This window comes from Streptomyces sclerotialus, from assembly GCF_040907265.1.
GTDB lineage: Bacteria > Actinomycetota > Actinomycetes > Streptomycetales > Streptomycetaceae > Streptomyces > Streptomyces sclerotialus.
Genome location: NZ_JBFOHP010000002.1, coordinates 1,294,993 through 1,321,801 on the forward strand (window position 1 = coordinate 1,294,993; position 26,809 = coordinate 1,321,801).

Consider the following 26,809-nt stretch of genomic DNA (forward strand, 5'->3'; position numbering starts at 1 on the left):
GGAGGGAGCATTTGCGCATCCCACCGTGGTTGGGCGCCAGGGAAGGAAATCTCATCCCTACGGAGGATATGCCCGGCACGTGAGCGGGGGGCCAGGTTCGCGTACGCACCGCTGAAGCACACCGGCACGCCCCGAGTGCGCCGCCGGTACGCCCCGCAAGACACGCGAGACGTGCGAGATACGCGGGATACTCGAGATACGTGAGGTATGCGAGATACGCGTAGGGCCTGACGGGCCATCAGCATTCCCCATCCCCCACCACTCCCGCCGCCACTCGAACACGCGAGTGAACGCGCGAGGGCCGTGGCCGACTGTCACATCGACCACGACCCTCGCCTCAGCCCTCACCCCTTCGCCACTTCGCTCACTCATCCTCGGCGAGGATCAGGTAGAGGTCCTTGCGAGCCCGGTTGACCACCGCGATCGCCTTTTCACGCTGCTCGGGCGTACCGGTCGCCCACACCTGCCGGAACGCCTCGACCAGACCGCCGCCGGCCTTGCGGATCTCGCTCATCGCCTCCCAGTCGACACCGCGACCGGCGTCCTCCCAGGGAGCGTCCGAGCCACTACTCGCCTCCGTACGGCCTTCGTCGGTGAGCTCGAACAGCTTCTTGCCGCCCTCGCTCCGGCTGGCGATCAGCCCCTCGTCCTCCAGCAGCTGCAGGGTCGGGTAGACCGAGCCGGGGCTCGGCTTCCACGCGCCGCCGCTGCGCTCGGCGATCTCCTGGATCATCTCGTAACCGTGCATCGGACGGTCCTTGAGCAGCGCCAGGATCGAGGCACGCACGTCACCACGCCGCGCCCGGCCACGCGGGCCGCCCCGTCCTCGGCCACCACCGAACGGAGGCCCGCCGAAGGGCGGTCCGAACGGACCGAAGGCGGCACGCCGCCCCTCGTACTCACCGCGGCCGCCGCCATGGCGGCCGGGTCCCCAGTGCTCGTGTCCATGTGAACGCATCTTTACGTCACTCCCATCGTTGATCTGTCACGATGCCTCAACGATATATCGGAAGCGTTCGGTAGGCAAGGACTGACGGTGAGGCCGTCCGGACGGCTCACACTGTGGCTCCTACCAGCCGCCGCCTTAGGGTCACTCTCACCGCACGGCGGTCCAATGAGAGAAAGAAAGGTCCAATTCTCAGCGATTGGCTCTCGCAGGTGAGGAATCCGGCTGCTTACGCTCACGCCATGAAGATCCGTATCGTCAATGCCTTCACCGACCACCCCTTCGGCGGCAACCCGGCGGGAGTCGTCCTGCTGGACGGCCCGTCGTACCCCGATCAGACCTGGCTGCAGCAGGTCGCCGCCCAGGTCAACCTCTCGGAGACCGCATTCGCCCTGCCGCTGCCGGACAGCGACGACGCCGACTGGGCGCTGCGGTGGCTCACTCCCGCCACCGAGGTCGACATGTGCGGCCACGCCACCCTCGCCACCGCGCACGTCCTGCACTCCACGGGAACCGCGACTGGCACGGTCCGATTCGCGACCCGCAGCGGGGTGCTCACCACGACGGCTTCCGACGGCGGCTCGATCAGCATGGATTTCCCGACCGCGCCACTCACCGCCGTTCCGGTACCGGAGGGGCTGGCCGCGGCGCTCGGTACCGAACCGGTGTCGACGTACGAGACGGGTCCGCAGGTGGGGGATCTGCTCGTGGAGGTGGCGGACGAGCGGACCGTGCGTGAACTGTCGCCCGACCTCGCGGCGCTGTCGCGGTACGGGGACCGCGGTGTGATCGCCACAGCGCGCGCCGAAGCTCCGGACGGTGGTTACGACTTCGCCACGCGGTGCTTCTTCCCTGGCGTGGGGATCGACGAGGACCCGGTGACGGGCAGCGCGCACACGGCGCTCGCGCCGTTCTGGTCGGAGCGGCTGGGCCGCGACGAGCTGACCGGCCTGCAGGGCTCCGCCCGTACCGGCTTCGTACGCACCGCGCTGCGCGGCGACCGCACGCTACTGACCGGCAGCGCGATCACGGTCATCGACGGTGAACTGACGGAAGCGGCCCGGCCGGGACGGTAGTGGCGGAGGCGACGGGGACGAATTGGTCCTGACGGGGGGCGGCGCGGGTGGAGGGGTGGGGCAGGCGTAGGGGCGGGGGCGGGGCAGGGGGCGACGGGATGCACCGCCTGCAGCCCTTCACTCCTTCGGAGCCCCCACCCCCCACCCCCTCCCCTCACCCCGTTGGCAGCCACCCCACCCTCCCCGCCAGGAGGGCGTAGCCGGTGAATGCGACTAGGTCGATGGTGGCATGGGCGACGATGAGGGGAGCGGTTCGTCCACAGCGGCGGTAGATAAGTACGAAGATTGCGCCCATCACGACGTTGCCGATGAAGCCGCCGATGCCCTGGTACAGGTGGTACGAGCCGCGGAGGAGTGAGCTGGTGAGGAGTGCGGCCGTCGGTGACCAGCCCAACTGGCCGAGGCGGCGCAGCAGGTAGCCGAGGACGATCACTTCTTCCACGACGGAGTTCTGCAGGGCGGAGGCGATCAGTACCGGGAATTTCCACCAGACGTCGGGCAGTGATTCGGGGACGACGGTGAGGTTGGCGCCGGCCGCCCGCGCGCCGAGGTAGAGCAGCAGGCCGCTGCCTCCGATGCCGGCCGCGACCACGAGTCCCCATCCGAGGTCGAAGCCGGGGCGCCGGCGGTCGAGCCCGAGGGCGCGCAGGCCGCCCGCGCGCTCTCTGAGGAGCAGGTGGGCGACGAGCACTACGGGGACCAGCGCGGTGGCGATCCCGAAGAGCTGCCATGCCAGGTCCAGCCAGGGGCGGCCGGGCGCCTGCGAACTGTTGAGGTTCGCCGCCTGGTCTTTCAGGCCGCCGGGTTTGGTGAGTGCGCCCACGAAGCTGATGAGTGCCGACACCGCGCTGGCTCCGAGGGAGAGCGCGAGGACGATCAGTGTCTCGCTTCTCAGTGTGCTGCGCGTGAGGCCGCCTGACGGGCCTTCGCCGGGGAGTGAATCAGCCACGGGGTGCACTTCGGACTGCACGCCTGCCTCCAGTTCCGCGATCGTGCCGGTACGCCTCCACTGCCCCGCCAGGGTCTCGGAAGCCGGTACGCGGGTCGCGCTCGACAGGCCGTGCCGAGCTGTGACCTCCACGTGGCACCGCAGTGGAGGTCACAGCTTGCCCGAAGGTCCCGGAGTCATCGCACGTGGGGGCGGGCCTCCTCCGGTGTTTACACAACCCCCTCCAGCGGCCATTCGTGCACCGGCCGGCCTTCGTGCATCAGGTCGCTGTAGCGCCGGGTCATGGCGGCCAGGGCTTCGTCGCGGGCCAGGCCGCTCTGCAGGGCGCGGTGGTAGGCCGCGGCCTGCCAGGAGGCGCCGTTGACGCGGCGGCGGCAGCGGGCCTCGATGACGCCCAGGTAGTGGTCGCGGTCGGCGGGGGCCACGCCCCAACCGTCGAGTCCCGCGGCGGCCATGGGCAGCAGTTCCTGGAGTACGAGGCGTGCTGCAGGGATCTGGGCGATGCTGCCGGAGCGGCCGGGGCGGGGCCACTGGAGGGCGGCGTCGATGCCGTAGCGGCAGGCGGTTTCGAAGTTCTCGGCGGCTGCGGCGAACGGCAGCCGGGTCCATACGGGCCGGGGTTCGTCGGCGAGGGCCCGTACGAGGCCGTAGTAGAAGGCGGCGTTGGCGATCACGTCGGTGACGGTGGGCCCTGCGGGCAGTACGCGGTTCTCGACGCGGAGGTGGGGGACGCCTTCGGTGACGGCGTAGACGGGGCGGTTCCAGCGGTAGACCGTGCCGTTGTGCAGGACGAGTTCGGAGAGTTCCGGTATGCCGCCCTTCTCCAGTACGGCGAGGGGGTCCTCCTCGCCGCACATGGGGAGCAGCGGGGGGAAGTAGCGGACGTTCTCCTCGAAGAGGTCGTGGGCCGATTCGATCCAGCGTTCGCCGAACCAGGTGCGGGGGCGGACGCCCTGGGCCTGGAGTTCGGGTGGGCGGGTGTCGGTGGACTGCTGGAAGACGGGTGGCCGGGTTTCGCGCCAGAGTTCGCGGCCGAAGAGGAAGGGCGAGTTGGCGCCGACGGCGATCTGGACGGCGGTGAGTGCCTGTGCGGCGTTCCATACGGCGGCGAAGCGTCCGGGGGTGACCTGGAGGTGGAGCTGTACGGAGGTGCAGGCGGCTTCGGGGGCGATGGAGGGTGAGGTGGCGGTGAGCCGCTCCACTCCTTCGATGTCGAGTTCGAAGTCCTCGCCGCGGGCGGCCCGCATCTCGTCGTTGAGGAGGGTGTAGCGGTCCGCCTCGGAGAGGTTGGCGGAGACCAGGTCGTCGGCGGTGAGGGTGGGCAGGATGCCGATCATCACGATGCGGGCTGCGACCTCGCGGGCCTTGCGGTCGGCGTAGGCGAGGCCGGTGCGCAGTTCTTCGGCGAGTTGGTCGAGCACGCGCCCGGAGAGGCGGTGCGGCAGGATATTGACTTCCAGGTTGAACTGGGCGAGCTCGGTCTGGAAATCGCGGCTGGCGATGCGTTCCAGTACCTCGGAGTTCATCATCCTGGGCATGCCGTCGGGGCTGGCGAGGTTCAATTCTATCTCTAGGCCCATGAGGTTCTTGGGGCGGTCGAACCGCTTCTCGGCCAGTAGCCTCGCCAATCCCTCCAGGCACTCGTTCAGCCTTCTTCGATAACGCTGCCGGTCGCCGGAATCAATTCCACCGGCAGTGACCTTCTCCCCCATCGGAGCGCCCCTCCTGACGTGGCCGACCCGCGGCCGCGGGTCCGTGCGGTCGATGATGCCCGGCAATCGGTTCGATAACGCCTCGGGGGGCCGGGTGCCCCCGATAGGCTGGGGAGGTCGGACCGAATGGCACATTCCGAGGGCATACGGCGGGGGCTCGGGCCCCGCGCATTGGCCCTGTTCCAAAGCACGATGACATCCGGCCGACCGCGCCGTCGGAGTAATCCGAGGCCCGCGGACCGACGGGGTGCATAATTGCATCTAAAACACCGTGGAAAACGGGCCGTAATGCGACTTGCCAAAAATCTCCGCCAGCGGTAGCCGAATCAAGCACTGAACACCTGTCGTATAAACTCCGTGAACGAGGCAGAGAGTTGGCGCCCAGCTAGCGGGGCATTTCCGAGGCTGAGGCACAGCGGCTGACACCCCCGCCGGGCCATGGCCTGGTCGGCCACGCTCTGCTCCCGCCTGCTGACAGCGCCGTCCGCACTTGCCCAGCACCACCGTGTCTCCCAAGTGAGAGGCGACCCACCATGCCGCTGCATGTACCCCCTGCTCCTGCTCCCGCCCTGCGCAGCGTCCTCACCGCCCTCGGTTCTCCTACCGCCGTACGTGAGGCCCCGACTCCCGCCCTCCGTGTCCACCAGGGACCCCTGCGTCCCGAACGTCCCCTGCCCGTCCATGTACTCGACGACGTCTCCCGTCGCGGCACCCCGCGTACCCGGCTGACCGGCTGGCGATTCCTGATTCGTGGTGGCGAGCGCGCGCTGGCCACGGCGGATGCCATGCTCACGCCGGACGGCTGGGCGTTCTCGCACTTCGGTGAGGGACCGTACGTGTCCGCGATCGAACGGGCCCTGCACCAGGCCGAATCCGTGCCTGCCGAGTATCAGCCACGGCTGCTGTCCGTACCGGAGCTCTACATGCTCACGCTGTGGCTGCACGAGGACGCCACGGCGGACGGTGCCGAAGGCTGCCCGCAGCCCGGGGACCTGCTGGTCCCACTGGCTCCGGCACCGCCCGGCATCGCCGCCCACCGGCCGCACCGTGTCGCCGATCTCCTGTCCCGTCTCACGCTCCGCATCACGCCGGCGCCCCTCCTCGGCTCGCCGGCCTAGGCTCCCGGTACGCGGCGCCCCTCGAAGCGCCGTCCGCCGGGCAGGTATCGCATTGCCGGGGTGCGCCCCGCGGTCTCCTCGCCGCGGGGCGCACTGCTGTCCGCGGGCGCCCGGGGCGCTACGCCGGGCTTCCGTGCGGGTGCCCGTACGCGGGCGCACGGCTGCCCGATGCCGTCCCGAACGCGCCGTTCCGCCAAGGGACTAGCCCGGAATGACCACGCGGGACCACCCATAGGTGCCGTCCAGGAAGCGGCAACCGCCCTCATGGGTGATGCGTCCTTACCGAGTAAGTACGGCTGCTGCGAAATCCCTGCGGAATCACGTCCGTAGGGCAACACTGGGAGCGAACTACCGAACGGGGGAAGCGGCTATGAACACCACTTCGCGCCGCAGGAAGACGTCCACCACCACACCGCAGCGAAAGACAGCATCCATGTGCCAGCACCAGCCACCGTGTCCGTCAGCAGAGTCCGCCGACCGGGAGGCCGCCCATCTCGTGGCGCACCACCCGGAGCAGGGCTGGAGCCTGTTGTGCAACGGCGTCCTCCTCTTCGAGGACACCGGTGAGCTCCTGCCGGACGGGCAGGTCATCGACCCGCACCGGTCGATGGGCACCGGGCAGGTCGTCACCGCAGCCTGATGCGGTGAGCGGGAACGCGCAGGGCCCCCGGCGGATACCGCCGAGGGCCCTTTTGTGTGCGGGCGCCCGCGCCGTACGGCCACGGGCGCCGGACGGCCGTCAGCCGTCGTAGTCCTCCAGGGGCGGGCAGGAGCACACGAGGTTGCGGTCGCCGAAGGCACCGTCGATACGGCGGACCGGCGGCCAGTACTTGGCGGTGGCGTCCACGCCGGCCGGGTGGACGGCTTCCTCACGGGTGTAGGGGTGGGTCCACTCGCCGGTGAGGGAGGCCGCGGTGTGCGGGGCGTTGCGCAGCGGGTTGTCGTCCTTGTCCCACTCCCCCGTGCCGACCTTCTCGATCTCCGCGCGGATGGCGATCATCGCTTCGCAGAAACGGTCCAGTTCGGCGAGGTCCTCGCTCTCGGTCGGCTCGATCATGAGCGTGCCGGCCACGGGGAAGGACATCGTCGGCGCGTGGAAGCCGTAGTCGATCAGGCGCTTGGCGACGTCGTCGATGCTGACGCCGGTGGCCTTGGTCAGCGGCCGTACGTCGATGATGCACTCGTGCGCGACGAGGCCGCCGGGACCGGTGTAGAGCACCGGGTAGTGCGGCTCCAGGCGCTTGGCGATGTAGTTGGCGGAGAGCACCGCGACCTGGGTGGCGCGCTTGAGGCCCTCGCCGCCCATGAGGCGGACGTACGCCCAGGAGATCGGCAGGATGCCGGCCGAGCCCCAGGGGGCCGCGGAGATCGGGCCGACGCCGGTCTCGGGGCCCGCGGTGGGCTGCAGCGGGTGGTTGGGGAGGTACGGCGCGAGGTGCGCGCGCACGCCGACCGGGCCGACGCCGGGACCGCCGCCGCCGTGCGGGATGCAGAAGGTCTTGTGCAGGTTCAGGTGCGAGACGTCGCCGCCGAACTTGCCCGGCTCGGCGACGCCGACCAGCGCGTTGAGGTTGGCGCCGTCGACGTAGACCTGGCCGCCCGCGTCGTGCACGGCCGCGCAGATCTGGGTGATGTGCTCCTCGAACACACCGTGCGTGGACGGGTAGGTCACCATCAGGACGGCCAGCTCGTCGCGGTACTGCTCGATCTTGGCGTGCAGGTCGTCGGCGTCGACCTCGCCGTCCTCGCCGGTCTTGACGACGACGACCTTCATGCCGGCCATCACGGCGCTGGCGGCGTTGGTGCCGTGCGCGGAGGACGGGATGAGGCAGACGGTGCGCTGCTCGTCGCCGTTGGCGCGGTGATACGCACGGACCGCCAGCAGGCCCGCGAGCTCGCCCTGCGAACCGGCGTTGGGCTGCAGGGAGACCTTGTCGTAGCCGGTGACGACGGCGAGGCGCTCCTCCAGCTCCTGGATGAGGGTGAGGTAGCCCTGGGCCTGGTCCACCGGCGCGAAGGGGTGCAGCTGGCCGAACTGCGGCCAGGTCACCGGCTCCATCTCGGTGGTGGCGTTCAGCTTCATCGTGCAGGAGCCGAGCGGGATCATGCCGCGGTCCAGCGCGTAGTCGCGGTCGGCGAGGGTGCGCAGGTAGCGCAGCATCGCGGTCTCGGAGCGGTGCTGGTGAAAGACCGGGTGGGCGAGGTAGTCGTCGGTGCGCAGCAGGGACTCGGGCAGCGCGTCGGCGGCGGCCGCGTCCAGCTGCTCGATGTCGCCCTGGACGCCGAAGGCGCCGAGTACGGCGGTGAGCTGGGCGCGGCCGGTGGTCTCGTCGCAGGCGATGCCGACCAGGTCGGCGTCGACGTGGCGGAGGTTGACGCCGGCCTCGCGGGCGGCGGCGACGACCTCGGCGGCGCGGCCGGGAACCCGTGCGGTGAGCGTGTCGAAGTACGTACCGTGCACGACCTCGACGCCGCCGGCGCGCAGGCCCTCGGCGAGGACGGTGGCGTAGCGGTGGGTACGGCGGGCGATGGCGGCCAGGCCCTCGGGGCCGTGGTAGACGGCGTACATGCCGGCCATGACGGCGAGGAGGACCTGCGCGGTGCAGATGTTGCTGGTGGCCTTCTCGCGGCGGATGTGCTGCTCGCGGGTCTGGAGGGCCAGGCGGTAGGCCTTGTTGCCGTCGGCGTCGACGGAGACGCCGACGAGGCGGCCGGGGAGGCTGCGGGCGAACTTCTCGCGGACGGCCATGTAGCCGGCGTGCGGGCCGCCGAAGCCCATCGGGACGCCGAAGCGCTGGGTGGTGCCGACGGCGATGTCGGCGCCCAGCTCGCCGGGCGAGGTGAGCAGCGTCAGGGCGAGCAGGTCGGCGGCGATGGTCACGATCGCGCCAAGTTCGTGAGCTTGTTCGATGACGGCGCGAGGGTCGCGGACCGCGCCGGACGCGCCGGGGTACTGCAGCAGCACGCCGAAGACGCCGCGCTCGGCGATCTCGGCGGGGATGCCGTCGCTCAGGTCGGCGACGACAACCTCGACGCCGGTGGGCTCGGCGCGGGTCTCTATGACGGCGACGGTCTGCGGCAGACAGTCGGCGTCGACGAGGAAGACGCCCTTCTTGACCTTGCCGACGCGGCGGGAGAGGGCCATGGCCTCGGCGGCGGCGGTGCCCTCGTCCAGCAGGGAGGCGCCGGAGGTGGGCAGGCCGGTGAGGTCGGCGACCATGGTCTGGAAGTTGAGCAGCGCCTCCAGGCGGCCCTGCGAGATCTCCGGCTGGTACGGGGTGTACGCGGTGTACCAGGCGGGGTTCTCCATGACGTTGCGCAGGATGACCGGCGGGGTGAAGGTGCCGTAGTAGCCCAGGCCGATCATGGAGGAGAGCACGCGGTTGCGGTCCGCGAGGCCCCGCAGCTCGTCCAGGACGTCCGCTTCGGTACGGCCTCGGGGCAGGTCCAGCGCCTCCGCGCTCTTGATCACGTCGGGGACGGCGGCCGCGGTGAGTTCGTCCAGCGAGCCGAAGCCGATGTGGGCGAGCATCTTGGCCTGGGCCGCCTGATCGGGGCCGATGTGGCGGTGCTCGAAGGGGGTGCCGCGTTCCAGCTCGGTCAGCGAAGTGCGGTGGGTGGTCATCTGCGGGGGCCTCCTGGTCTCTGGGACCTACGAGGGGCACCACGGCGCGGGTGCCCGGACGGCCTCCCCCTCTGTCATCTCAACCTGAGAGCTTCACCGGAACGTACGCAGCGCCCGGTTTTCACCGTCGGTGAGGAGGGGCTCCGGTACTGCGCTGGTCCGTGGCCCGCCCTGCTTTCCAGAGTGATCTCGTCCGCGCGGTACAGGTGCCTGAGAGATTCCGGGGAGGAGTTGCTCCTTCGGCGCCTCCGGCCCGGGGGACGGAGAACTCTCCCGCACGGGGTCATCGATCGCTGACCAGCCTACCAGCGTGACTGCTCGGCATCCCTCGAGTGGCCAGGGTGGGGAATGTGCCGTTTCGTAGGGTGCACAGGGCAGTTCCGGTAAGTAGGAGGAACCGTGCAGACCGATATCGATCCCCGCAGTCTGATCGGCCGCAAGGCGTTCGACCGGCACGGCACCAAGATCGGCACCATCGACGAGGTGTACCTGGACGACGCGACCGGCGAGCCGGAGTGGGCGGCGATCCGCACGGGCCTCTTCAGCCGGGACGCGTTCGTGCCCCTGGAACCGAGCCGGCTGGTCGAGGACGCGCTGCACGTGCCGTACGAGCGGAAGCTGATCAAGGACGCGCCGGACTTCGGTGTGGGCCGGCACCTCTCCCCCGAGCAGGAACTCCAGCTCTACCACCACTACCGGCTGGATATCTCCGCCACCGACACGGCACTCGCCGGCGACGACACCGGCGGTCCGGCCACCGGCTCCGCCGACCGGGACTTCGGGCGGATAGCGGGCTCGCCGGAGGACTGAACAGCAGACTGAGGCGAATCCCCGGATATCGGCGAGGGCGCTGCGCCGCCGTTGCCCTCCGAGGGGGCTTCACCGCCCGCCGAGACCGCTCCCTCACCTGCCGACGAGGGCTCCCCACCGCCCGGGGTCGCTTCCTCACCTGCCGACGAGGGATCCCCACCGCCCGGGGTCGCACCGCCGCCGGCCGCGGCCGGTACACGGTCCGCCACGGCCGCTACTCGGTCCGCCGAGGCCGGCAGGTCACCCGCGGCCGCGCCGTCCGGGCCGCCGCCCACCAGGGGCAGCGGCTCCCCCGGCGCCAGCTCCGGATCGTCCACCAGGAACGTCTTCACCCGCCCCGGCGCGGACCAGGGCTGCTCGAACCGTACGGTGACCCGCCCCAGGCCACTTCCCTGGACCCATCCGGGGCCGTACTCGGCATGGACCACGTCCAGGCCCGGCACCCACCTCCTGGGGCGCTCAGCGGCCTCCTCAGGCTCTTGCGCCGCGCTGTTCCCGTGCGTACCGGCTGCCGCCTTCGCCTCCTCGGCCAGCCGGGCCTCCTCGGCCGCCCGCTCCGTCGCCGCCTGCGCGAAGAGGTCCTCCTGCGTGAAGTCGGCGAGGCCGCTCACACCCACGCCGAGCAGCCGCACCCCGCCCGTCGTGTCGATCAGCTCCAGCAGCCGCCCGGCCGCCTCCCGCACCACCGCGGGGTCGTCCGTCGGCCCGCGCTGGGTCTCGGACCTGGTCAGCGTGGAGAAATCGTAGTTACGCACCTTCAGCACGACCGTACGGCCCGAGCGCCCCGCCGCCCGCAGCCGCTGCACGCACCGGTCCGCCAGCCGCATCACCTCGGCGCGCACCCGCGTGCGGTCGGTGAGGTCCACCTCGAAGGTGTCCTCGACGGAGATCGACTTGGCGTCCCGCTCCGCGACCACCGGCCGGTCGTCCTGCCCGAGCGCCATGGCGTACAGCCCCGCGCCGTGCGCCCGCCCCAGGAGCCGCACCAGCTCCGCCTCGCCCGCCTCGGCGGTCTCCGCCACCGTGTGGATCCCCGCCTTACGCAGCGCCTCGGCCGTGGCCGGGCCGACGCCGGGCAGCGTCCGCACGGTCATCGGACCGAGCAGCTCGCGCTCGGTGCCCGGCTCGATCAGCACCAGGCCGTCGGGCTTGGCCTGCTCGGACGCGATCTTCGCGAGCATCTTGGCGCCCGCGAGGCCCACCGAGCCGGTCAGTCCCGTCACCGCGCGGATGTCGCGGCGCAGCTGCTCCCCCACCGCGCGGGCCGACTCGGGGTCGTCGGCGACCCCGCCGGCCTCCAGGTCCACGAACGCCTCGTCCAGGCTCAGCGGCTCCACCAGGGGCGACAGCTCGTGCAGCAGCGCCATGACCTTGTCGCTGACCTCGCGGTACACGTGGAAGCGCGGCGCGAGATACGCGGCGTTGGGGCAGAGCCGGCGGGCCTGGGCGGTGGGCATCGCCGAGCGGACCCCGAAGACGCGGGCTTCGTACGAGGCCGTGGAGACGACCCCGCGCGTGCCGATGCCGCCCACCACCACGGGCTTCCCCCGCAGGCTGGGCTTGGCCGCCTGCTCGGCGGCCGCGAAGAACGCATCCATGTCCAGATGCAGGATCGTCGGCGCACGTCTCACGTCACTGATGGTGCCGTACGCCACTGACAATCGGCCGCCCGGCGGGCCGCGGAGCCTGCGACGAAGCGCTCAGAGAGCCTGCGACGAACCGCTCCGAGGCCTCGCCTGCCTGGCGGAAAGCCTCCGGGTGTCCTGCCCCGGGCCCGTTCCTCGACGGGCCCGGGTCGCTCAGACCGCGCGGTTGCGGCGGCGTGCCAGCTCGTCGTGGGGGTTGTGTCCGACGAGGGTCTCGCCGGTGTCCACGCGCTCTCCGTGCAGCTGCGAGAGCCCGGCCTCCACGTCCCGCCAGACCACGCCGACGGCGATGCCGAAGACCCCCTGACCGCCCTGGAGCAGGTCGACGACCTCATCCGGAGAGGTGCACTCGTACACCGTCGCGCCGTCGCTCATCAGGGTCATCTGCGCCAGGTCGGACAGCTCGCGCGAGGCGAGGTGCTGCACCGCCGTGCGGATGTTCTGCAGCGAGACGCCGGTGTCGAGCAGCCGCTTGACGATCTTCAGGACGACGACGTCCCGGAAGCTGTAGAGCCGCTGGGTGCCCGAGCCGTACGCGGGCCGCACGCTGGGCTCCACCAGGCCCGTACGCGCCCAGTAGTCCAGCTGCCGGTAGGTGATGCCCGCTGCGGCACATGCCGTCGGGCCTCGGTACCCGATGGTCTCGGCACCGCGGTCCACCGGCTTCCCGGTGGACTGCGCCGGGGCACGGTTCATCGGGGCACGGTTCGCCGCGCCAGTGTGAAGCGGCAAAGCCCCTCCCGCCGCCGTACCGTCGCCGGTGATTGCCACGCCGACCTCCGTCCTCCACGTCCCGGACGGGACCTGCCTCATCGACGGTATGCAGTCACTCGGGGTGCGTCAACGATCGCCGCGCTCGCCACGCCGAGTGATAATCACCCTACGAGTGGTTTCACGTGACTTTATGCGGGGAATGTCTGGTGGGTTGTGCGCCGGATCTGCTCTCGTGCGCCCCCGCACGCCACCTGGCGGCGGCGAGTCCGCACCTGCCCTACTGGCTGTTGGTCCCGAAGTCCTCGGGCGAGATCTGGTCGAGGAACTCGCGGAACTTCTCCACCTCGTCCTCCTGCTCGTCCGGGATCGCGATGCCGGCGTCGTCCAACACCCCGTCGGTCCCGTAGATCGGAGTACCCGTGCGGAGCGCCAGCGCTATGGCGTCGGACGGGCGGGCGCTGACCTCCACGCCGCTGGCGAAGACCAGCTCGGCGTAGAAGACACCTTCCCGCAGGTCCGTGATGCGCACCTGGGACAGCTCCTGGCCCACCGCCTCCAGCACGTCCTTGAAGAGGTCATGCGTCAGCGGCCTGGCAGGGGCCATGCCCTGCTGGGCGAAGGCGATGGCGGTCGCCTCGCCGGGCCCGATCCAAATGGGCAGGTAGCGGTCGCCTCCCACCTCGCGCAACAGCACGATCGGTTGGTTGGAAGGCATTTCCACCCGGACACCCACGACGTCGAGCTCGTTCACACAGCAACCCTAGGACGTGCCCGGCCGGTTTGGATAGTCGGGCACCCCCTCGGCGGGGGTGACCGCACCCAAGGTCACGGCAGCCGGACGTGGAGAGCGGCCTGGACCAAGGCCGCATGCAGTCGTACGGAGAGCGTGGCCAGCTCCCTGGCCGTGGCCTCCGCATGGGCCCTGGTCTGCGGGTTGCGGTGCCGCTTCAACGGCGCCACGACCTGCTCGATCAGGCCCGCCTCGCGCTCCGCGGCGGCCTTCACCGCCCGCAGATGGCGCGCTTCCAGGCCGAAACGGCCCAGCTCGGCGACGAGCTTGGCGACCGTCACGGCTTCGATGTCGTACCCGCCGTCGGACGCCGGGGCGAGCAGTCCGTACGCCTCCCAGTCCGCGAGCTCGGACTCGTCCACCTCAGTGGCGGCCAGCAGCTCGTCGCGGCCGATCCGGGCGGCCGTCGGATGCTCACCGGACGGCTCCTGCACACCGTCCAGCAGCTCCCTGGGCGCCGTGGCAGGCGCCGGGAGCTGCACGTCCTCACCGCGCGCCACGGCGTCCAGGTGCTCACGGATGACCTTCAGCGGCAGGTAGTGGTCGCGCTGCATGCGCAGCACGTCCGCCAGCCGCTCCACGTCCTCCGTGCTGAACTTGCGGTACCCGGACGGCGTACGCTGCGGCTCGACCAGCCCCTCGGACTCCAGGAAACGGATCTTGGAGATCGTGACCTCGGGGAATTCGTCGCGCAGCAGGTTGAGCACCGTACCGATGCTCACCAGCTCGCCGGCCGCGGCGGCGGTGCCGGTGGACCCGGCACCGCCCGACGGTGTGTGGTGCATGTGCCTTCCCTGGCGGGTCAGATGCCGACGCCCCGCTGGCTCGCGTAGAAGACCAGGCGGAACTTGCCGATCTGCACCTCGTCGCCGTTGGCGAGCGGGACGGAGTCGATCCGCTCACGGTTGACGTAGGTGCCGTTCAGGCTGCCGACGTCGGTGACGGTGAAGCCGCCGTCCTGGCCGCGGCGGAACTCCACATGGCTGCGGGAGACCGTCACGTCGTCCAGGAAGATGTCACTCTGCGGATGACGCCCCGCCGTGGTCAGGTCACTGTCCAGCAGGAAGCGGCTGCCGGAGTTGGGGCCCCGGCGCACGACGAGGAGCGCGGAGCCGAGCGGCAGCGCGTCCACGGCGGCCTGGGCCTCGGGGGACAGCGAAGGCATCGGGGTCTGCCCCGTCGTCTCCGCGTCATACGCCTCGATCCCCGAGATGGAGATGGTCGAGGTCGTCTCGGAAGGACGCTCGGCCTGCCCCCCGGCGCGCAGCGGCGCACCGCAGTTGGAGCAGAACCGGCTCGCCTCGGCATTGCGGTGCCCGCACCTCGTACAAACCGGCAAGGCGGACCCTCCACCCGTAGCGGCTGATGGTTCCTGGAAACCTATGGGGGCGGACGCGGCAGGGTCAACAGAACCTGCCCGCTGACCACCGGAAGTGCCACCGGCCGGGCCGGTCACCTCGTCACGGAAGAGCGGACGCTCCTCATTGGACGCCGGCTCACCTGACTGCCGTGGCGCGGCGTGCCGCGCAGAGGCGTTGCCGCCGTCCTTGCGGTCACTCTTGCCGAACAGCTTCGCAAAAAAACTCACGGGCGATTCCCCTTGAACGAAACAGACCCGCCCGTGGGGCAGGACGAACCCTCGATGCACACACCGGCCGATCCGGACGTCCATTCAACGTCCGGGGCCTTCACACAGTTTCCACCACGCACCACTTGTGCGGTGCGCCGACCCCCGGCTACCTCATGCCCCGTCGCACGCCTCGCCATACGTTCCCGCCTCACTGCGACGACGACCGCGCGTAATCGGGCCGTTCCGCCTTGCGCAAGGCGTCGACGACGATCTTGTCCTGACGGGTCACAGACACCGTGGCCTGCTCCTTCTCCAATGTCTGAACGACTCCGCCCGGGATGTTCAGGGCCGGCTCCAGGTCCTCGGGCTTGCCGATGACCTTGAAGCGGAAGGGTTGGACGACCCGCTTCCCGTCGATCTCCACGCCGCCCCGCACGTCCGAGACGTAGGTGTTCGCCACGACGCGGACGTCGTTGACCTGAATGGCCTCCGCACCGGCCGCGCGCAGCTCCTGGATCGTGTCCAGGAGCTTGTCGGCCTCGACGGAACGCGACGGGTCGTCGATCGTGAGCGCGATGCCGGGCCCCTCGGCCGCCACCGTACCGGCCAGCACCCCGAGCTGCTGTTCTTTTTCCACCGTCTGCTTACGGGCCTCCTCGGCCTGGTCCGAGCTGCTCTCCAGCTCGGTCTTCTGGCCTTCCAACCGCCGTTGCTCGTCCTCCAGGCGCTGCGAGCGGTCGTCGAGCTCGTCAAGGATGCGCACCAGGTCCTCCTGGCGCGCTCCGCGCAGCGCACTGCTGTCACTGGTGGAACGTACCTGAATCGCGAGCCCCAGCCCGAGAATGAACAGCAGTACGGCGGCAATCAATTGAGCCCGGTTCACCCGCGGCGGCCACAGACCGGCCTTCAGCCGCTCCCGTCCGGTGAGCTGGGGCGCGCCCTCCGGCTCCGGCCGGGCCCCGGACGGCTCTCCGCCTCCCGGGGGCGGGCCGGGCGGTACGGCCCCGTGGTGCCCCGCTCCGGAACCGGCTGCGACCGCGTGGCGGTGCCCCTGTGGGCCGGCCGACGCGCCACCCGGACGGCCGCCCTGCGGCCCCTGAGGAGCGCCGCCGGCCCCCTGCCCCTCGGGCGGCATGGGCAGCCGCCCCGCAGGCCCAGGACGGCCGCCGGGCCCCTGCGGACGGCCTCGTACGGGCCCCTGAGCGGGACCGCCCTGCGGACGGCCGCGTACCGGGCCGTGGGGGCCGTGCGGGCCGCCCTGCCCGGGTCCCTGCTGACGCCCCTGCGGACCGCCTTGCGGACGCCCCTGGGGGTGTCCCTGACCGTGTACGGGGCGCTGCGGGCGCCCCTGAGCGGGCCCCTGCAGCGGTCCCTGGAGGCGGCCCGGCCCAGGGCGCCTCGTACCGCCCTCCCCGGAGCCGCGCGTGGTCGCCCGGCCGGGCGGGACCGGCTTCCCGTCCGCCTCTTCCGCCACGGACTTCTCAGACGTACCGGCAGCCGCCCCACTCTCGGACGACACGGGCTTGTCGGGCGCCTTGGGCGTTTCGCGGCGCTCCGGGACATCACGGCGTTCGTCGGCACCGCGGTCGTCGGACTGCTCACCGCTTCGGGGCGTCACGGGACGTTTCTGCGCACCGGCAGCCGCCTCGCCGCCCTCCGGCCGCTCACCTTCAGGCGCCGCGGACGCCGCCCCTTCGTGGCCGGACGGCTCTTCATCCTTCGCAGCACTGCCCTCCGGGGCAGCACCGTCCTTCGGGGTCGCACCGCCCTTCGGGGCAGCGTCCCCCTTCGAAGGCGCGCCGCCCTCCGGGGACGGGGTGCTGTCGGATGTCCCCTCGTTCCCCGAGAACGCGTCGCGCTCCGGGGTCTCGTCGTGGTCGTCGGATGCCATCGGCCTCACGCCCTGAACACGTGCCGGCGAATCGCGGCGGCGTTGGAGAAGATGCGGATACCGAGCACGACGACGACACCGGTGGAGAGTTGGGCGCCGACGCCCAGTTTGTCCCCGAGGAAGACGATGAGTGCGGCGACGACCACGTTGGACAGGAAGGAGACGACGAAGACCTTGTCGTCGAAGATGCCGTCCAGCATCGCCCTCAGACCGCCGAACACGGCGTCCAGCGCCGCGACGACAGCGATCGGCAGGTAGGGCTCGACCACCGTCGGCACCACGGGACGGACCACAAGTCCGACCACGACTCCCACGATGAGGCCCAGTACGGCGATCACGATGTGCCCTTCCCTGTGTCGGTGCCGTCCGGCTGCGCGGCACCGGTCTTCGGCTGTGCGGTACGTACGATCAAACTCGGCGCGGGCGGCAGCGTGAGCTCACCCTCGGTGGAAATCCTGGTGCGGACGCCGTAGTTCTGCTGCAGCACATGCAGGTACTGGCCGTCGGCACTGTCCTGGAAGGCGGTGCTGAGCCGCTGCCCGTCCCCCACCGCCAGCACCGTATACGGAGGTGCCAGCGGTTTGTTGTCGACCAGTATGGCGTCTCCCGCTGCCCTGATCGCCGAGAGGGAGGTGAGGCGCTGCCCGTTGACGGAGATGGCCTCGGCACCGGACTCCCACAGGCCGTTGACGACCCGTTGCATGTCCCGGTCGCGCACCCGCCCGGTGTCGGAGAAACCGGAGCTCTCACGGGGACCGCCGCCGCCGGTCTCCGCCTCCTTGGCATCGTCCACGACCAGCTTCACGCCAGGCCCTGTGACCTGCGTGGAACCGGACAGCAAGGCCAGCAGGTCGGCCCGCTCGTTGTCACTCTTCCTGAGCGCCTTGCGCTGCATGTCCCCGACGTCGTCACGGAGGGAGTCGACATGCTGCTGCAGCTGGTCCGCCTTGTCGGTGCCCTGGTCGATCCGGGCGATGAGCTCCTCGCGCTCCTTCGCCATGGTCGGTGCTGATATCCGCGCCTGGGCGGCCCCCACCGTGACGACCACCGCGGCCAGGACCAGCCCGGCCGCGAGGCCCAACTTGGCCCGCAGCGTACGCGGCAGGCCACCGTCCTCGGCCGCCTTACGGGCCGCCGCCTCGGCGTACCCGTCGTCGAGGCTGTGCTCCATGACATTGGTCAGCAGCGACATGGAGGCATCGGGGCGCGGAGCTTTTCCGGGGCTGCTCCGTTCGGGGTGCTGCTGCGACATGCCGCACATCGTCGCACGTCGGCGGCGCAGTCTCCCAATGGCCCCACCGGCGCGCCGAATCGGGACGCGCCGGTGGGGCCCGAGGTCAGCGGCCCGCGCTGTCCACGACGGACGACCACTCGTCCAGGAGCTGCTGAGCGGAGGCGTCATCCGGGCCCTCCGCCCACAGGTGCGTGACCGCCTCGGCCGGGTCGGGCAGCACCAGCACCCACCGCCCGTCGGCCTCCACGACCCGCACACCGTCGGTGGTGTCCACCGAGCGGTCGCCGGCCGCCTCGACGACGTGCCGCATGACGAGGCCCTTGACCGCCCACGGGGTCGCCAGGTCGCGCTTGAGCACGTGGGCACGCGGGATACGCGCGTCAATCTGGCTCAGCGTGAGCTGCGTACGGGCGACCAGGCCGATGAGCCGGACGAACGCGGCCGAACCATCGAACACGCTGGCGAACTCGGGGACGATGAAACCACCCCGCCCGTCGCCGCCGAAGATGGTGTCGTCCGCCCTGCCCACCCGGGTGAGGTCGTCGGGTGAGGTCGTCGTCCACTCCACCTGCGTGCCGTGGTACGCCGCCACCTGCTCGGCGATACGGGTGGTGGTCACGGGCAGGGCCACCCGGCCACTGCGCCGCTCGGCCGCCACCAGGTCCAGCATGACCAGCAGCGCGCGGTCGTCCTCGATGATCCGCCCCTGCTCGTCGACGAGGGACAGCCGCTCACCCACCGGGTCGAAACGCACCCCGAAGGCCGCCCTCGCCGACGCCACGATCTCGCCCAGCCGTACGAGGCCGGAACGCCGTGCGTCCTCGGTCTCGGTGGGCCGCGACTCGTCGAGTCCCGGATTGATGGTCAGCGAGTCCACTCCGAGCCGGCCCAGCAGACTCGGCAGCACCAGACCCGCGCTGCCGTTCGAAGCGTCCACGACCACCTTGAGACCGGCTTCCGCGATCCCCGTGGTGTCCACGGACCGCAACAGCGAGCCGGTGTACGAGTCGAAGACGCTGGACGGGAAGTGCAGGTCACCGATCTCACCGGGGAACGCGCGACGGTACTCCTGACGGGCGTACACGCGGTCGAGCTTGCGCTGCCCGGCCTGCGAGAGGTCCGCGCCCCGCTCGTCGAAGAACATGATGTCCACGGAGTCCGGCACGCCCGGCGTCGTACGGACCATGATTCCGCCGGCGCTGCCCCTGGCCGTCTGCTGACGGGCCACCGGCAGCGGCACGTTCTCGAGGTCGCGTACGTCGATGGCGCTCGCCTGCAGGGCCGAGATCACCGCACGCTTCAGCGCCCGCGCACCACGTGAATGATCGCGTGCCGTGGTGACGGACGAACCCTTCTTCAGAGTCGTCGCGTACGCACCCGCGAGCCGTACCGCCAGCTCAGGCGTGATCTCCACGTTCAGAATTCCGGAAACGCCACGGGCGCCGAAGAGATGCGCCTGACCGCGGGACTCCCAGATCACCGAGGTGTTGACGAACGCGCCCGCTTCGATCGTCTTGAAGGGATAGACGCGGACGTTGCCCTGAACAATCGATTCCTCACCGATGAGGCACTCGTCGCCGATGACGGCGCCGTCCTCGATCCGGGCCGCCCGCATCACATCGGTGTTCTTCCCGATGACGCAGCCACGGAGATTGCACTGCTCCCCGATGTACACGTTGTCGTGCACCACGGCCTTGTGCAGGAAGGCGCCACTCTTCACGACGACATTCGAGCCGACGACGGTGTGCTCACGCAGTTCCACGCCGGCTTCGACCTTCGCGTAGTCGCCGATGTAGAGCGGGCCCCGCAATACGGCGTCCGGGTGAACCTCGGCGCCCTCCGCGACCCACACACCCGGCGACATCTCGAAGCCGTCGATATCGACATCGACTTTTCCTTCGAGGACGTCCGCCTGCGCCTTCACATAACTTTCGTGCGTACCGACGTCCTCCCAGTAGCCCTCGGCGACGTAGCCGTAGATGGGCTTGCCTTCCTTCATGAGCTGGGGGAAGACATCGCCGGACCAGTCCACCGGAACGTCGGGTTCGACGTAGTCGAAGACCTCGGGCTCCATCACGTAGATGCCCGTGTTCACGGTGTCGGAGAAAACCTGGCCCCAGGTCGGCTTTTCCAGGAACCGCTCGACCTGACCGTCCTCGTCGACAATCGTGATACCGAACTCAAGAGGGTTGGGGACCCGCGTCAGGCAGACGGTGACGAGGGCGCCCTTCTCCTTGTGAAAACGGATCAGGTCGGTGAGGTCGAAGTCGGTGAGAGCGTCACCGGAGATCACCAGGAAAGCATCGTCCTTGAGCGCCTCCTCGGCGTTCTTGACGCTGCCCGCGGTACCGAGCGGCTTTTCCTCATTGGCATAGGTGAGCTCCATCCCGAGCTCTTCACCGTCGCCGAAGTAGTTGCGCACCAGCGAGGCCAGGAATTGCACCGTCACTACGGTCTCACTGAGGCCATGCCGTTTCAACAGCCGCAGCACGTGCTCCATGATCGGCCTGTTTGCCACCGGGAGCAGCGGCTTGGGCATGCTCGAAGTCATGGGCCGAAGGCGCGTGCCTTCGCCGCCCGCCATCACAACGGCCTTCATGTCGGAAGCGTCCTCCTCTAAGAGACGACGATCTTGCCGACTTCACCCTTCCGGATAGCCCACTTACCTTGAGTTGGGCGCCCGGCCCTCACACGTCTGGCGGTTAAGGCGAGCTCAGTCGGCTGTGGTGTCCGCCTTGATGATGCGACGGACCTGAACCACGTAGAGGATTCCTGCCCACCAGTAGAGCGTTGTACCCCATCCGGCGAACGCCCATCCGAAAATAGCAGCGAGTGTATGTAGCCAGCCACTTCCGTCACTGAGAAGCAGCAACGGGAACGCATACATCAGGTTGAACGTGGCCGCCTTGCCCAAGAAGTTCACCTGCGGCGGCCCGTACCGGTGCCGGCTCAGCCACACCACCGCCACCAGCAGCATCAGCTCGCGGGCGAGCAGCGCGATGGTCATCCAGAGCGGAAGGATCTCCCGCCAGGTCAGCCCCACCAGCGTGGACAGTATGTACAGCCGGTCGGCCGCCGGGTCGAGGATCCGGCCCAGGCTGCTGATCTGGTTCCAGCGGCGGGCGAGCTTACCGTCCAGATAGTCGCTGACGCCGCTCAGCGCCAGGACGAGCAGCGCCCAGCCGTCGGCCTTCGGACCGCCGAATTCCGGCCACAGGATCAGCCACAGGAACACGGGTACGCCGATCAGGCGAGCCATGCTCAGAATGTTGGGGATGGTGAGGACGCGATCGGTCTGGATCCGCGTCTCCTGAACCTCCACCCGTGGGCCTCCTGTGGAAACGTAGCGATGATGCCCCATGACTTTACCTGCCCGGTTCGTCCCCCTGTACCGCGGGCCCCGTATCGGCCACCAGCAGGCCGGACAGGCACACCTGCCGTGTCCGAAAACAAACGGCCGGCGCCGGCAGTGGGAAGCATGGGAAAACAAAAAAGCTCCGGTCCCTGAACCACAAGGTTCAAGGACCGGAGCTGAAGAATTGTTCGGCGGCGTCCTACTCTCCCACAGGATCCCCCCTGCAGTACCATCGGCGCTGAAAGGCTTAGCTTCCGGGTTCGAAATGTAACCGGGCGTTTCCCTAACGCTATGACCACCGAAACACTATGAAGATAACAACTCCAGCCGACAAAGGCGAGTTCGTTACTTCAGAACAAACACAGTGGACGCGAGCAACTGAGGACAAGCCCTCGGCCTATTAGTACCAGTCAACTCCACCCGTTACCGGGCTTCCATATCTGGCCTATCAACCCAGTCGTCTACTGGGAGCCTTACCCTCTCAAGGAGGTGGGAGCACTCATCTCGAAGCAGGCTTCCCGCTTAGATGCTTTCAGCGGTTATCCCTCCCGAACGTAGCCAACCAGCCATGCCCTTGGCAGGACAACTGGCACACCAGAGGTTCGTCCGTCCCGGTCCTCTCGTACTAGGGACAGCCCTTCTCAATACTCCTACGCGCACAGCGGATAGGGACCGAACTGTCTCACGACGTTCTAAACCCAGCTCGCGTACCGCTTTAATGGGCGAACAGCCCAACCCTTGGGACCGACTCCAGCCCCAGGATGCGACGAGCCGACATCGAGGTGCCAAACCATCCCGTCGATATGGACTCTTGGGGAAGATCAGCCTGTTATCCCCGGGGTACCTTTTATCCGTTGAGCGACGGCGCTTCCACAAGCCACCGCCGGATCACTAGTCCCGACTTTCGTCCCTGCTCGACCCGTCAGTCTCACAGTCAAGCTCCCTTGTGCACTTACACTCAACACCTGATTGCCAACCAGGCTGAGGGAACCTTTGGGCGCCTCCGTTACCCTTTGGGAGGCAACCGCCCCAGTTAAACTACCCACCAGACACTGTCCCTGATCCGGATCACGGACCCAGGTTAGACATCCAGCACGACCAGAGTGGTATTTCAACAATGACTCCACCATGACTGGCGTCACGGCTTCACAGTCTCCCACCTATCCTACACAAGCCGAACCGAACACCAATATCAAGCTATAGTAAAGGTCCCGGGGTCTTTCCGTCCTGCTGCGCGAAACGAGCATCTTTACTCGTAGTGCAATTTCACCGGGCCTATGGTTGAGACAGTCGAGAAGTCGTTACGCCATTCGTGCAGGTCGGAACTTACCCGACAAGGAATTTCGCTACCTTAGGATGGTTATAGTTACCACCGCCGTTTACTGGCGCTTAAGTTCTCAGCTTCGCCTGGTCGAAACCAAGCTAACCGGTCCCCTTAACGTTCCAGCACCGGGCAGGCGTCAGTCCGTATACATCGCCTTACGGCTTCGCACGGACCTGTGTTTTTAGTAAACAGTCGCTTCTCGCTGGTCTCTGCGGCCACCACCAGCTCAGAGGGAAAACCTCATCACCAGCAATGGCCCCCCTTCTCCCGAAGTTACGGGGGCATTTTGCCGAGTTCCTTAACCATAGTTCACCCGAACGCCTCGGTATTCTCTACCTGACCACCTGAGTCGGTTTAGGGTACGGGCCGCCATGAAACTCGCTAGAGGCTTTTCTCGACAGCATAGGATCATCCACTTCACCACAATCGGCTCGGCATCAGGTCTCACCCTTCAACGTGCGACGGATTTGCCTACCGCACGGGCTACACCCTTACCCCGGGACAACCACCGCCCGGGCTGGACTACCTTCCTGCGTCACCCCATCACTCACCTACTACAAGTCTGGTTCGTCGGCTCCACCACTCCCCTACGCTCCGAAGAGCTCAGGGCGGCTTCACGGACTTAGCATCGCCTGATTCGATGTTTGGCGCTTCAAAGCGGGTACCGGAATATCAACCGGTTGTCCATCGACTACGCCTGTCGGCCTCGCCTTAGGTCCCGACTTACCCTGGGCAGATCAGCTTGACCCAGGAACCCTTAGTCAATCGGCGCACACGTTTCTCACGTGTGAATCGCTACTCATGCCTGCATTCTCACTCGTGAACCGTCCACAACTCGTTTCCACGGCTGCTTCACCCGGCACACGACGCTCCCCTACCCATCACAGCCTCCGTTAGGAGTATTACTGCAATGACACGACTTCGGCGGTGTGCTTGAGCCCCGCTACATTGTCGGCGCGGAATCACTTGACCAGTGAGCTATTACGCACTCTTTCAAGGGTGGCTGCTTCTAAGCCAACCTCCTGGTTGTCTCTGCGACTCCACATCCTTTCCCACTTAGCACACGCTTAGGGGCCTTAGTCGATGCTCTGGGCTGTTTCCCTCTCGACCATGGAGCTTATCCCCCACAGTCTCACTGCCGCGCTCTCACTTACCGGCATTCGGAGTTTGGCTAAGGTCAGTAACCCGGTAGGGCCCATCGCCTATCCAGTGCTCTACCTCCGGCAAGAAACACACGACGCTGCACCTAAATGCATTTCGGGGAGAACCAGCTATCACGGAGTTTGATTGGCCTTTCACCCCTAACCACAGGTCATCCCCCAGGTTTTCAACCCTGGTGGGTTCGGTCCTCCACGAAGTCTTACCTCCGCTTCAACCTGCCCATGGCTAGATCACTCCGCTTCGGGTCTTGAGCATGCTACTGAATCGCCCTCTTCGGACTCGCTTTCGCTACGGCTTCCCCACACGGGTTAACCTCGCAACATACCGCAAACTCGCAGGCTCATTCTTCAAAAGGCACGCAGTCACGACATACAGCAAGCTGTATGCGACGCTCCCACGGCTTGTAGGCACACGGTTTCAGGTACTATTTCACTCCGCTCCCGCGGTACTTTTCACCATTCCCTCACGGTACTATCCGCTATCGGTCACCAGGGAATATTTAGGCTTAACGGGTGGTCCCGCCAGATTCACACGGGATTTCTCGGGCCCCGTGCTACTTGGGTGTCTCTCCAACGAGCCGTCAATGTTTCGGCTACGGGGGTCTTACCCTCTACGCCGGACCTTTCGCATGTCCTTCGCCTACATCAACGGTTTCTGACTCGTCCCACAGCCGGCAGACTGCAGACAAGAGATCCCACAACCCCGCACTGGCAACCCCTGCCGGGTATCACACCAATACGGTTTGGCCTCATCCGGTTTCGCTCGCCACTACTCCCGGAATCACTGTTGTTTTCTCTTCCTGCGGGTACTGAGATGTTTCACTTCCCCGCGTTCCCTCCACACTGCCTATGTGTTCAGCAGCGGGTGACAGCCCATGACGACTGCCGGGTTTCCCCATTCGGAAACCCCCGGATCAAAGCCTGGTTGACGACTCCCCGGGGACTATCGCGGCCTCCCACGTCCTTCATCGGTTCCTGGTGCCAAGGCATCCACCGTGCGCCCTTAAAAACTTGGCCACAGATGCTCGCGTCCACTGTGCAGTTCTCAAGCAACGACCAGCCACCCACCACCCCAACCGCTACCGGTCGAGTTCACTGGGGCCGGCGTCTTCGAAGGAACGAACTCTCGTCCGTGCCCTCAGACACCCAACAGCGTGCCCGACACATCCAGCCGACGACTGCGTTCCACGCTCCGAAGAGCAGTACTGACGGTCACCAGACCGAGTGTGCCGAGTAGTCAACGTTCCACCCATGAGCTAACCACCGTCGAACATTCGCCGACGTAGTGGCTCTGGATCCCTTACGGGACCTAGATGCTCCTTAGAAAGGAGGTGATCCAGCCGCACCTTCCGGTACGGCTACCTTGTTACGACTTCGTCCCAATCGCCAGTCCCACCTTCGACGATTCCCTCCCACAAGGGGTTGGGCCACCGGCTTCGGGTGTTACCGACTTTCGTGACGTGACGGGCGGTGTGTACAAGGCCCGGGAACGTATTCACCGCAGCGATGCTGATCTGCGATTACTAGCGACTCCGACTTCATGGGGTCGAGTTGCAGACCCCAATCCGAACTGAGACCGGCTTTTTGAGATTCGCTCCACCTCGCGGTATCGCAGCTCATTGTACCGGCCATTGTAGCACGTGTGCAGCCCAAGACATAAGGGGCATGATGACTTGACGTCGTCCCCACCTTCCTCCGAGTTGACCCCGGCAGTCTCCTGTGAGTCCCCATCACCCCGAAGGGCATGCTGGCAACACAGAACAAGGGTTGCGCTCGTTGCGGGACTTAACCCAACATCTCACGACACGAGCTGACGACAGCCATGCACCACCTGTACACCGACCACAAGGGGGCGCCTGTCTCCAGACGTTTCCGGTGTATGTCAAGCCTTGGTAAGGTTCTTCGCGTTGCGTCGAATTAAGCCACATGCTCCGCCGCTTGTGCGGGCCCCCGTCAATTCCTTTGAGTTTTAGCCTTGCGGCCGTACTCCCCAGGCGGGGAACTTAATGCGTTAGCTGCGGCACGGACGACGTGGAATGTCGCCCACACCTAGTTCCCAACGTTTACGGCGTGGACTACCAGGGTATCTAATCCTGTTCGCTCCCCACGCTTTCGCTCCTCAGCGTCAGTATCGGCCCAGAGATCCGCCTTCGCCACCGGTGTTCCTCCTGATATCTGCGCATTTCACCGCTACACCAGGAATTCCGATCTCCCCTACCGAACTCTAGCCTGCCCGTATCGAATGCAGACCCGGGGTTAAGCCCCGGGCTTTCACATCCGACGCGACAAGCCGCCTACGAGCTCTTTACGCCCAATAATTCCGGACAACGCTTGCGCCCTACGTATTACCGCGGCTGCTGGCACGTAGTTAGCCGGCGCTTCTTCTGCAGGTACCGTCACTTGCGCTTCTTCCCTGCTGAAAGAGGTTTACAACCCGAAGGCCGTCATCCCTCACGCGGCGTCGCTGCATCAGGCTTGCGCCCATTGTGCAATATTCCCCACTGCTGCCTCCCGTAGGAGTCTGGGCCGTGTCTCAGTCCCAGTGTGGCCGGTCGCCCTCTCAGGCCGGCTACCCGTCGTCGCCTTGGTAGGCCATTACCCCACCAACAAGCTGATAGGCCGCGGGCTCATCCTGCACCGCCGGAGCTTTCCACACGGAGACCATGCGATCCCGTGTCGTATCCGGTATTAGACCCCGTTTCCAGGGCTTGTCCCAGAGTGCAGGGCAGATTGCCCACGTGTTACTCACCCGTTCGCCACTAATCCACCACCGAAGCGGCTTCATCGTTCGACTTGCATGTGTTAAGCACGCCGCCAGCGTTCGTCCTGAGCCAGGATCAAACTCTCCGTGAATGCTTCCCCGTGATCGGGGCGAACACCACGAGAGCG

18 protein-coding genes, 3 rRNA genes, 1 pseudogene and 1 riboswitch are annotated in these 26,809 nt (G+C 67.6%); of the genes and pseudogenes, 4 read left to right on the top strand and 18 right to left on the bottom strand.

All coding sequences use genetic code 11. From position 1 onward, the window contains the following. Nucleotides 1–364: 364 nt before the first annotated feature. The gene (locus tag AAC944_RS05815; RefSeq protein ID WP_078888407.1) at nt 365–958 is read right to left on the bottom strand and encodes a PadR family transcriptional regulator; all 594 of its coding nucleotides are present in this window, start codon (nt 956–958) and stop codon (nt 365–367) included. Between the two features lie 230 nt (nt 959–1,188). Between AAC944_RS05815 and AAC944_RS05820 the strand changes: the two genes are divergently transcribed. Beyond that, nucleotides 1,189–2,022, top strand: a complete 834-nt coding sequence (locus AAC944_RS05820; RefSeq protein WP_030611119.1) for a PhzF family phenazine biosynthesis protein — start codon at nt 1,189–1,191, stop codon at nt 2,020–2,022. Nucleotides 2,023–2,176: 154 nt separating this feature from the next. On the opposite strand, the gene AAC944_RS05825 is transcribed toward AAC944_RS05820, so the two are convergent. Further along, nucleotides 2,177–2,971: a CPBP family intramembrane glutamic endopeptidase gene (locus AAC944_RS05825; RefSeq protein WP_030625327.1), complete on the bottom strand. Its 795-nt coding sequence runs from the start codon at nt 2,969–2,971 to the stop codon at nt 2,177–2,179. Between the two features lie 209 nt (nt 2,972–3,180). Beyond that, entirely contained in the window at nt 3,181–4,683 is a 1,503-nt protein-coding gene (locus AAC944_RS05830) for a glutamate-cysteine ligase family protein (protein ID WP_030625325.1), read from the bottom strand. 533 nt (nt 4,684–5,216) lie between these two features. On the opposite strand from AAC944_RS05830, the gene AAC944_RS05835 reads away from it, so the two are divergent. Together AAC944_RS05835 and AAC944_RS05840 are read left to right on the top strand one after the other, a co-directional pair. Next, complete coding sequence (locus AAC944_RS05835) at nt 5,217–5,801, top strand: hypothetical protein (protein ID WP_030625322.1); 585 nt, start codon at nt 5,217–5,219, stop codon at nt 5,799–5,801. Nucleotides 5,802–6,234: 433 nt separating this feature from the next. Then, nucleotides 6,235–6,441, top strand: a complete 207-nt coding sequence (locus AAC944_RS05840; RefSeq protein WP_030625319.1) for a DUF5999 family protein — start codon at nt 6,235–6,237, stop codon at nt 6,439–6,441. Between the two features lie 99 nt (nt 6,442–6,540). On the opposite strand, the gene gcvP is transcribed toward AAC944_RS05840, so the two are convergent. Beyond that, nucleotides 6,541–9,426, bottom strand: a complete 2,886-nt coding sequence (gene gcvP, locus AAC944_RS05845) for an aminomethyl-transferring glycine dehydrogenase (protein ID WP_030625316.1) — start codon at nt 9,424–9,426, stop codon at nt 6,541–6,543. A 188-nt stretch (nt 9,427–9,614) separates the two neighbouring features. Continuing rightward, nucleotides 9,615–9,712: riboswitch (glycine riboswitch) on the bottom strand. Nucleotides 9,713–9,825: 113 nt separating this feature from the next. Between gcvP and AAC944_RS05850 the strand changes: the two genes are divergently transcribed. After that, nucleotides 9,826–10,236, top strand: coding sequence for a PRC-barrel domain-containing protein (locus AAC944_RS05850; RefSeq protein WP_030625313.1), 411 nt, complete (start codon nt 9,826–9,828; stop codon nt 10,234–10,236). On the opposite strand, the gene AAC944_RS05855 is transcribed toward AAC944_RS05850, so the two are convergent. The 14 genes and pseudogenes from AAC944_RS05855 to AAC944_RS05920 form a co-directional block, all read right to left on the bottom strand. After that, entirely contained in the window at nt 10,119–11,867 is a 1,749-nt protein-coding gene (locus AAC944_RS05855) for a DNA polymerase IV (RefSeq protein ID WP_078889021.1), read from the bottom strand. The genes AAC944_RS05850 and AAC944_RS05855 overlap by 118 nt on opposite strands. A gap of 168 nt (nt 11,868–12,035) precedes the next feature. Next, on the bottom strand, nt 12,036–12,653 hold the full coding sequence (locus AAC944_RS05860) for a MerR family transcriptional regulator (protein WP_030625307.1): 618 nt from the start codon (nt 12,651–12,653) through the stop codon (nt 12,036–12,038). 220 nt (nt 12,654–12,873) lie between these two features. Next, nucleotides 12,874–13,347, bottom strand: coding sequence for a bifunctional nuclease family protein (locus AAC944_RS05865; protein ID WP_030263902.1), 474 nt, complete (start codon nt 13,345–13,347; stop codon nt 12,874–12,876). Between the two features lie 74 nt (nt 13,348–13,421). After that, nucleotides 13,422–14,171 (bottom strand): transcriptional regulator FtsR, encoded by a 750-nt coding sequence (ftsR, locus tag AAC944_RS05870; protein ID WP_030625304.1) that lies wholly within the window; start codon nt 14,169–14,171, stop codon nt 13,422–13,424. A gap of 17 nt (nt 14,172–14,188) precedes the next feature. Further along, nucleotides 14,189–14,551 (bottom strand): FHA domain-containing protein, encoded by a 363-nt coding sequence (locus tag AAC944_RS05875; RefSeq protein ID WP_368397242.1) that lies wholly within the window; start codon nt 14,549–14,551, stop codon nt 14,189–14,191. A 105-nt stretch (nt 14,552–14,656) separates the two neighbouring features. Then, a pseudogene (locus tag AAC944_RS05880) lies at nt 14,657–15,058 on the bottom strand (zinc ribbon domain-containing protein); the annotation flags it as partial. A 106-nt stretch (nt 15,059–15,164) separates the two neighbouring features. After that, entirely contained in the window at nt 15,165–16,091 is a 927-nt protein-coding gene (locus tag AAC944_RS05885; RefSeq protein WP_078889018.1) for a DUF881 domain-containing protein, read from the bottom strand. 761 nt (nt 16,092–16,852) lie between these two features. Then, the gene (locus AAC944_RS05890; RefSeq protein ID WP_003984969.1) at nt 16,853–17,185 is read right to left on the bottom strand and encodes a small basic family protein; all 333 of its coding nucleotides are present in this window, start codon (nt 17,183–17,185) and stop codon (nt 16,853–16,855) included. After that, nucleotides 17,182–18,108 carry a DUF881 domain-containing protein gene (locus tag AAC944_RS05895; RefSeq protein WP_196943394.1) on the bottom strand — a complete coding sequence of 309 codons (927 nt, stop codon included), beginning with the start codon at nt 18,106–18,108 and terminating at the stop codon, nt 17,182–17,184. The genes AAC944_RS05890 and AAC944_RS05895 overlap by 4 nt, the downstream gene beginning before the upstream one ends. Before the next feature lie 76 nt (nt 18,109–18,184). Then, entirely contained in the window at nt 18,185–20,680 is a 2,496-nt protein-coding gene (locus AAC944_RS05900; RefSeq protein ID WP_030625295.1) for a sugar phosphate nucleotidyltransferase, read from the bottom strand. 114 nt (nt 20,681–20,794) lie between these two features. Continuing rightward, nucleotides 20,795–21,403: a cardiolipin synthase ClsA gene (clsA, locus tag AAC944_RS05905; protein WP_030625292.1), complete on the bottom strand. Its 609-nt coding sequence runs from the start codon at nt 21,401–21,403 to the stop codon at nt 20,795–20,797. A 219-nt stretch (nt 21,404–21,622) separates the two neighbouring features. Continuing rightward, nucleotides 21,623–21,739 (bottom strand): 5S ribosomal RNA (gene rrf / locus AAC944_RS05910). Between the two features lie 77 nt (nt 21,740–21,816). Then, nucleotides 21,817–24,937, bottom strand: a 23S ribosomal RNA gene (locus tag AAC944_RS05915). Between the two features lie 307 nt (nt 24,938–25,244). Continuing rightward, nucleotides 25,245–26,773 (bottom strand): 16S ribosomal RNA (locus AAC944_RS05920). Together the 16S, 23S and 5S rRNA genes form the textbook arrangement of a ribosomal RNA operon. Nucleotides 26,774–26,809: the final 36 nt, after the last annotated feature.

What these genes read in the sequence shown, in the direction of transcription:
- AAC944_RS05835 (WP_030625322.1), top strand. Translation starts at nt 5,217, where the DNA reads ATGCCGCTGCATGTACCCCCTGCTCCTGCTCCCGCCCTGCGCAGCGTC.
- AAC944_RS05885 (WP_078889018.1), bottom strand. Translation starts at nt 16,091, where the DNA reads ATGCCGCCCGAGGGGCAGGGGGCCGGCGGCGCTCCTCAGGGGCCGCAG.
- AAC944_RS05840 (WP_030625319.1), top strand. Translation starts at nt 6,235, where the DNA reads ATGTGCCAGCACCAGCCACCGTGTCCGTCAGCAGAGTCCGCCGACCGG.
- AAC944_RS05820 (WP_030611119.1), top strand. Translation starts at nt 1,189, where the DNA reads ATGAAGATCCGTATCGTCAATGCCTTCACCGACCACCCCTTCGGCGGC.
- ftsR (WP_030625304.1), bottom strand. Translation starts at nt 14,171, where the DNA reads ATGCACCACACACCGTCGGGCGGTGCCGGGTCCACCGGCACCGCCGCC.
- AAC944_RS05900 (WP_030625295.1), bottom strand. Translation starts at nt 20,680, where the DNA reads ATGAAGGCCGTTGTGATGGCGGGCGGCGAAGGCACGCGCCTTCGGCCC.
- AAC944_RS05875 (WP_368397242.1), bottom strand. Translation starts at nt 14,551, where the DNA reads ATGCCTTCGCTGTCCCCCGAGGCCCAGGCCGCCGTGGACGCGCTGCCG.
- gcvP (WP_030625316.1), bottom strand. Translation starts at nt 9,426, where the DNA reads ATGACCACCCACCGCACTTCGCTGACCGAGCTGGAACGCGGCACCCCC.
- AAC944_RS05815 (WP_078888407.1), bottom strand. Translation starts at nt 958, where the DNA reads ATGCGTTCACATGGACACGAGCACTGGGGACCCGGCCGCCATGGCGGC.
- AAC944_RS05895 (WP_196943394.1), bottom strand. Translation starts at nt 18,108, where the DNA reads ATGTGCGGCATGTCGCAGCAGCACCCCGAACGGAGCAGCCCCGGAAAA.
- AAC944_RS05830 (WP_030625325.1), bottom strand. Translation starts at nt 4,683, where the DNA reads ATGGGGGAGAAGGTCACTGCCGGTGGAATTGATTCCGGCGACCGGCAG.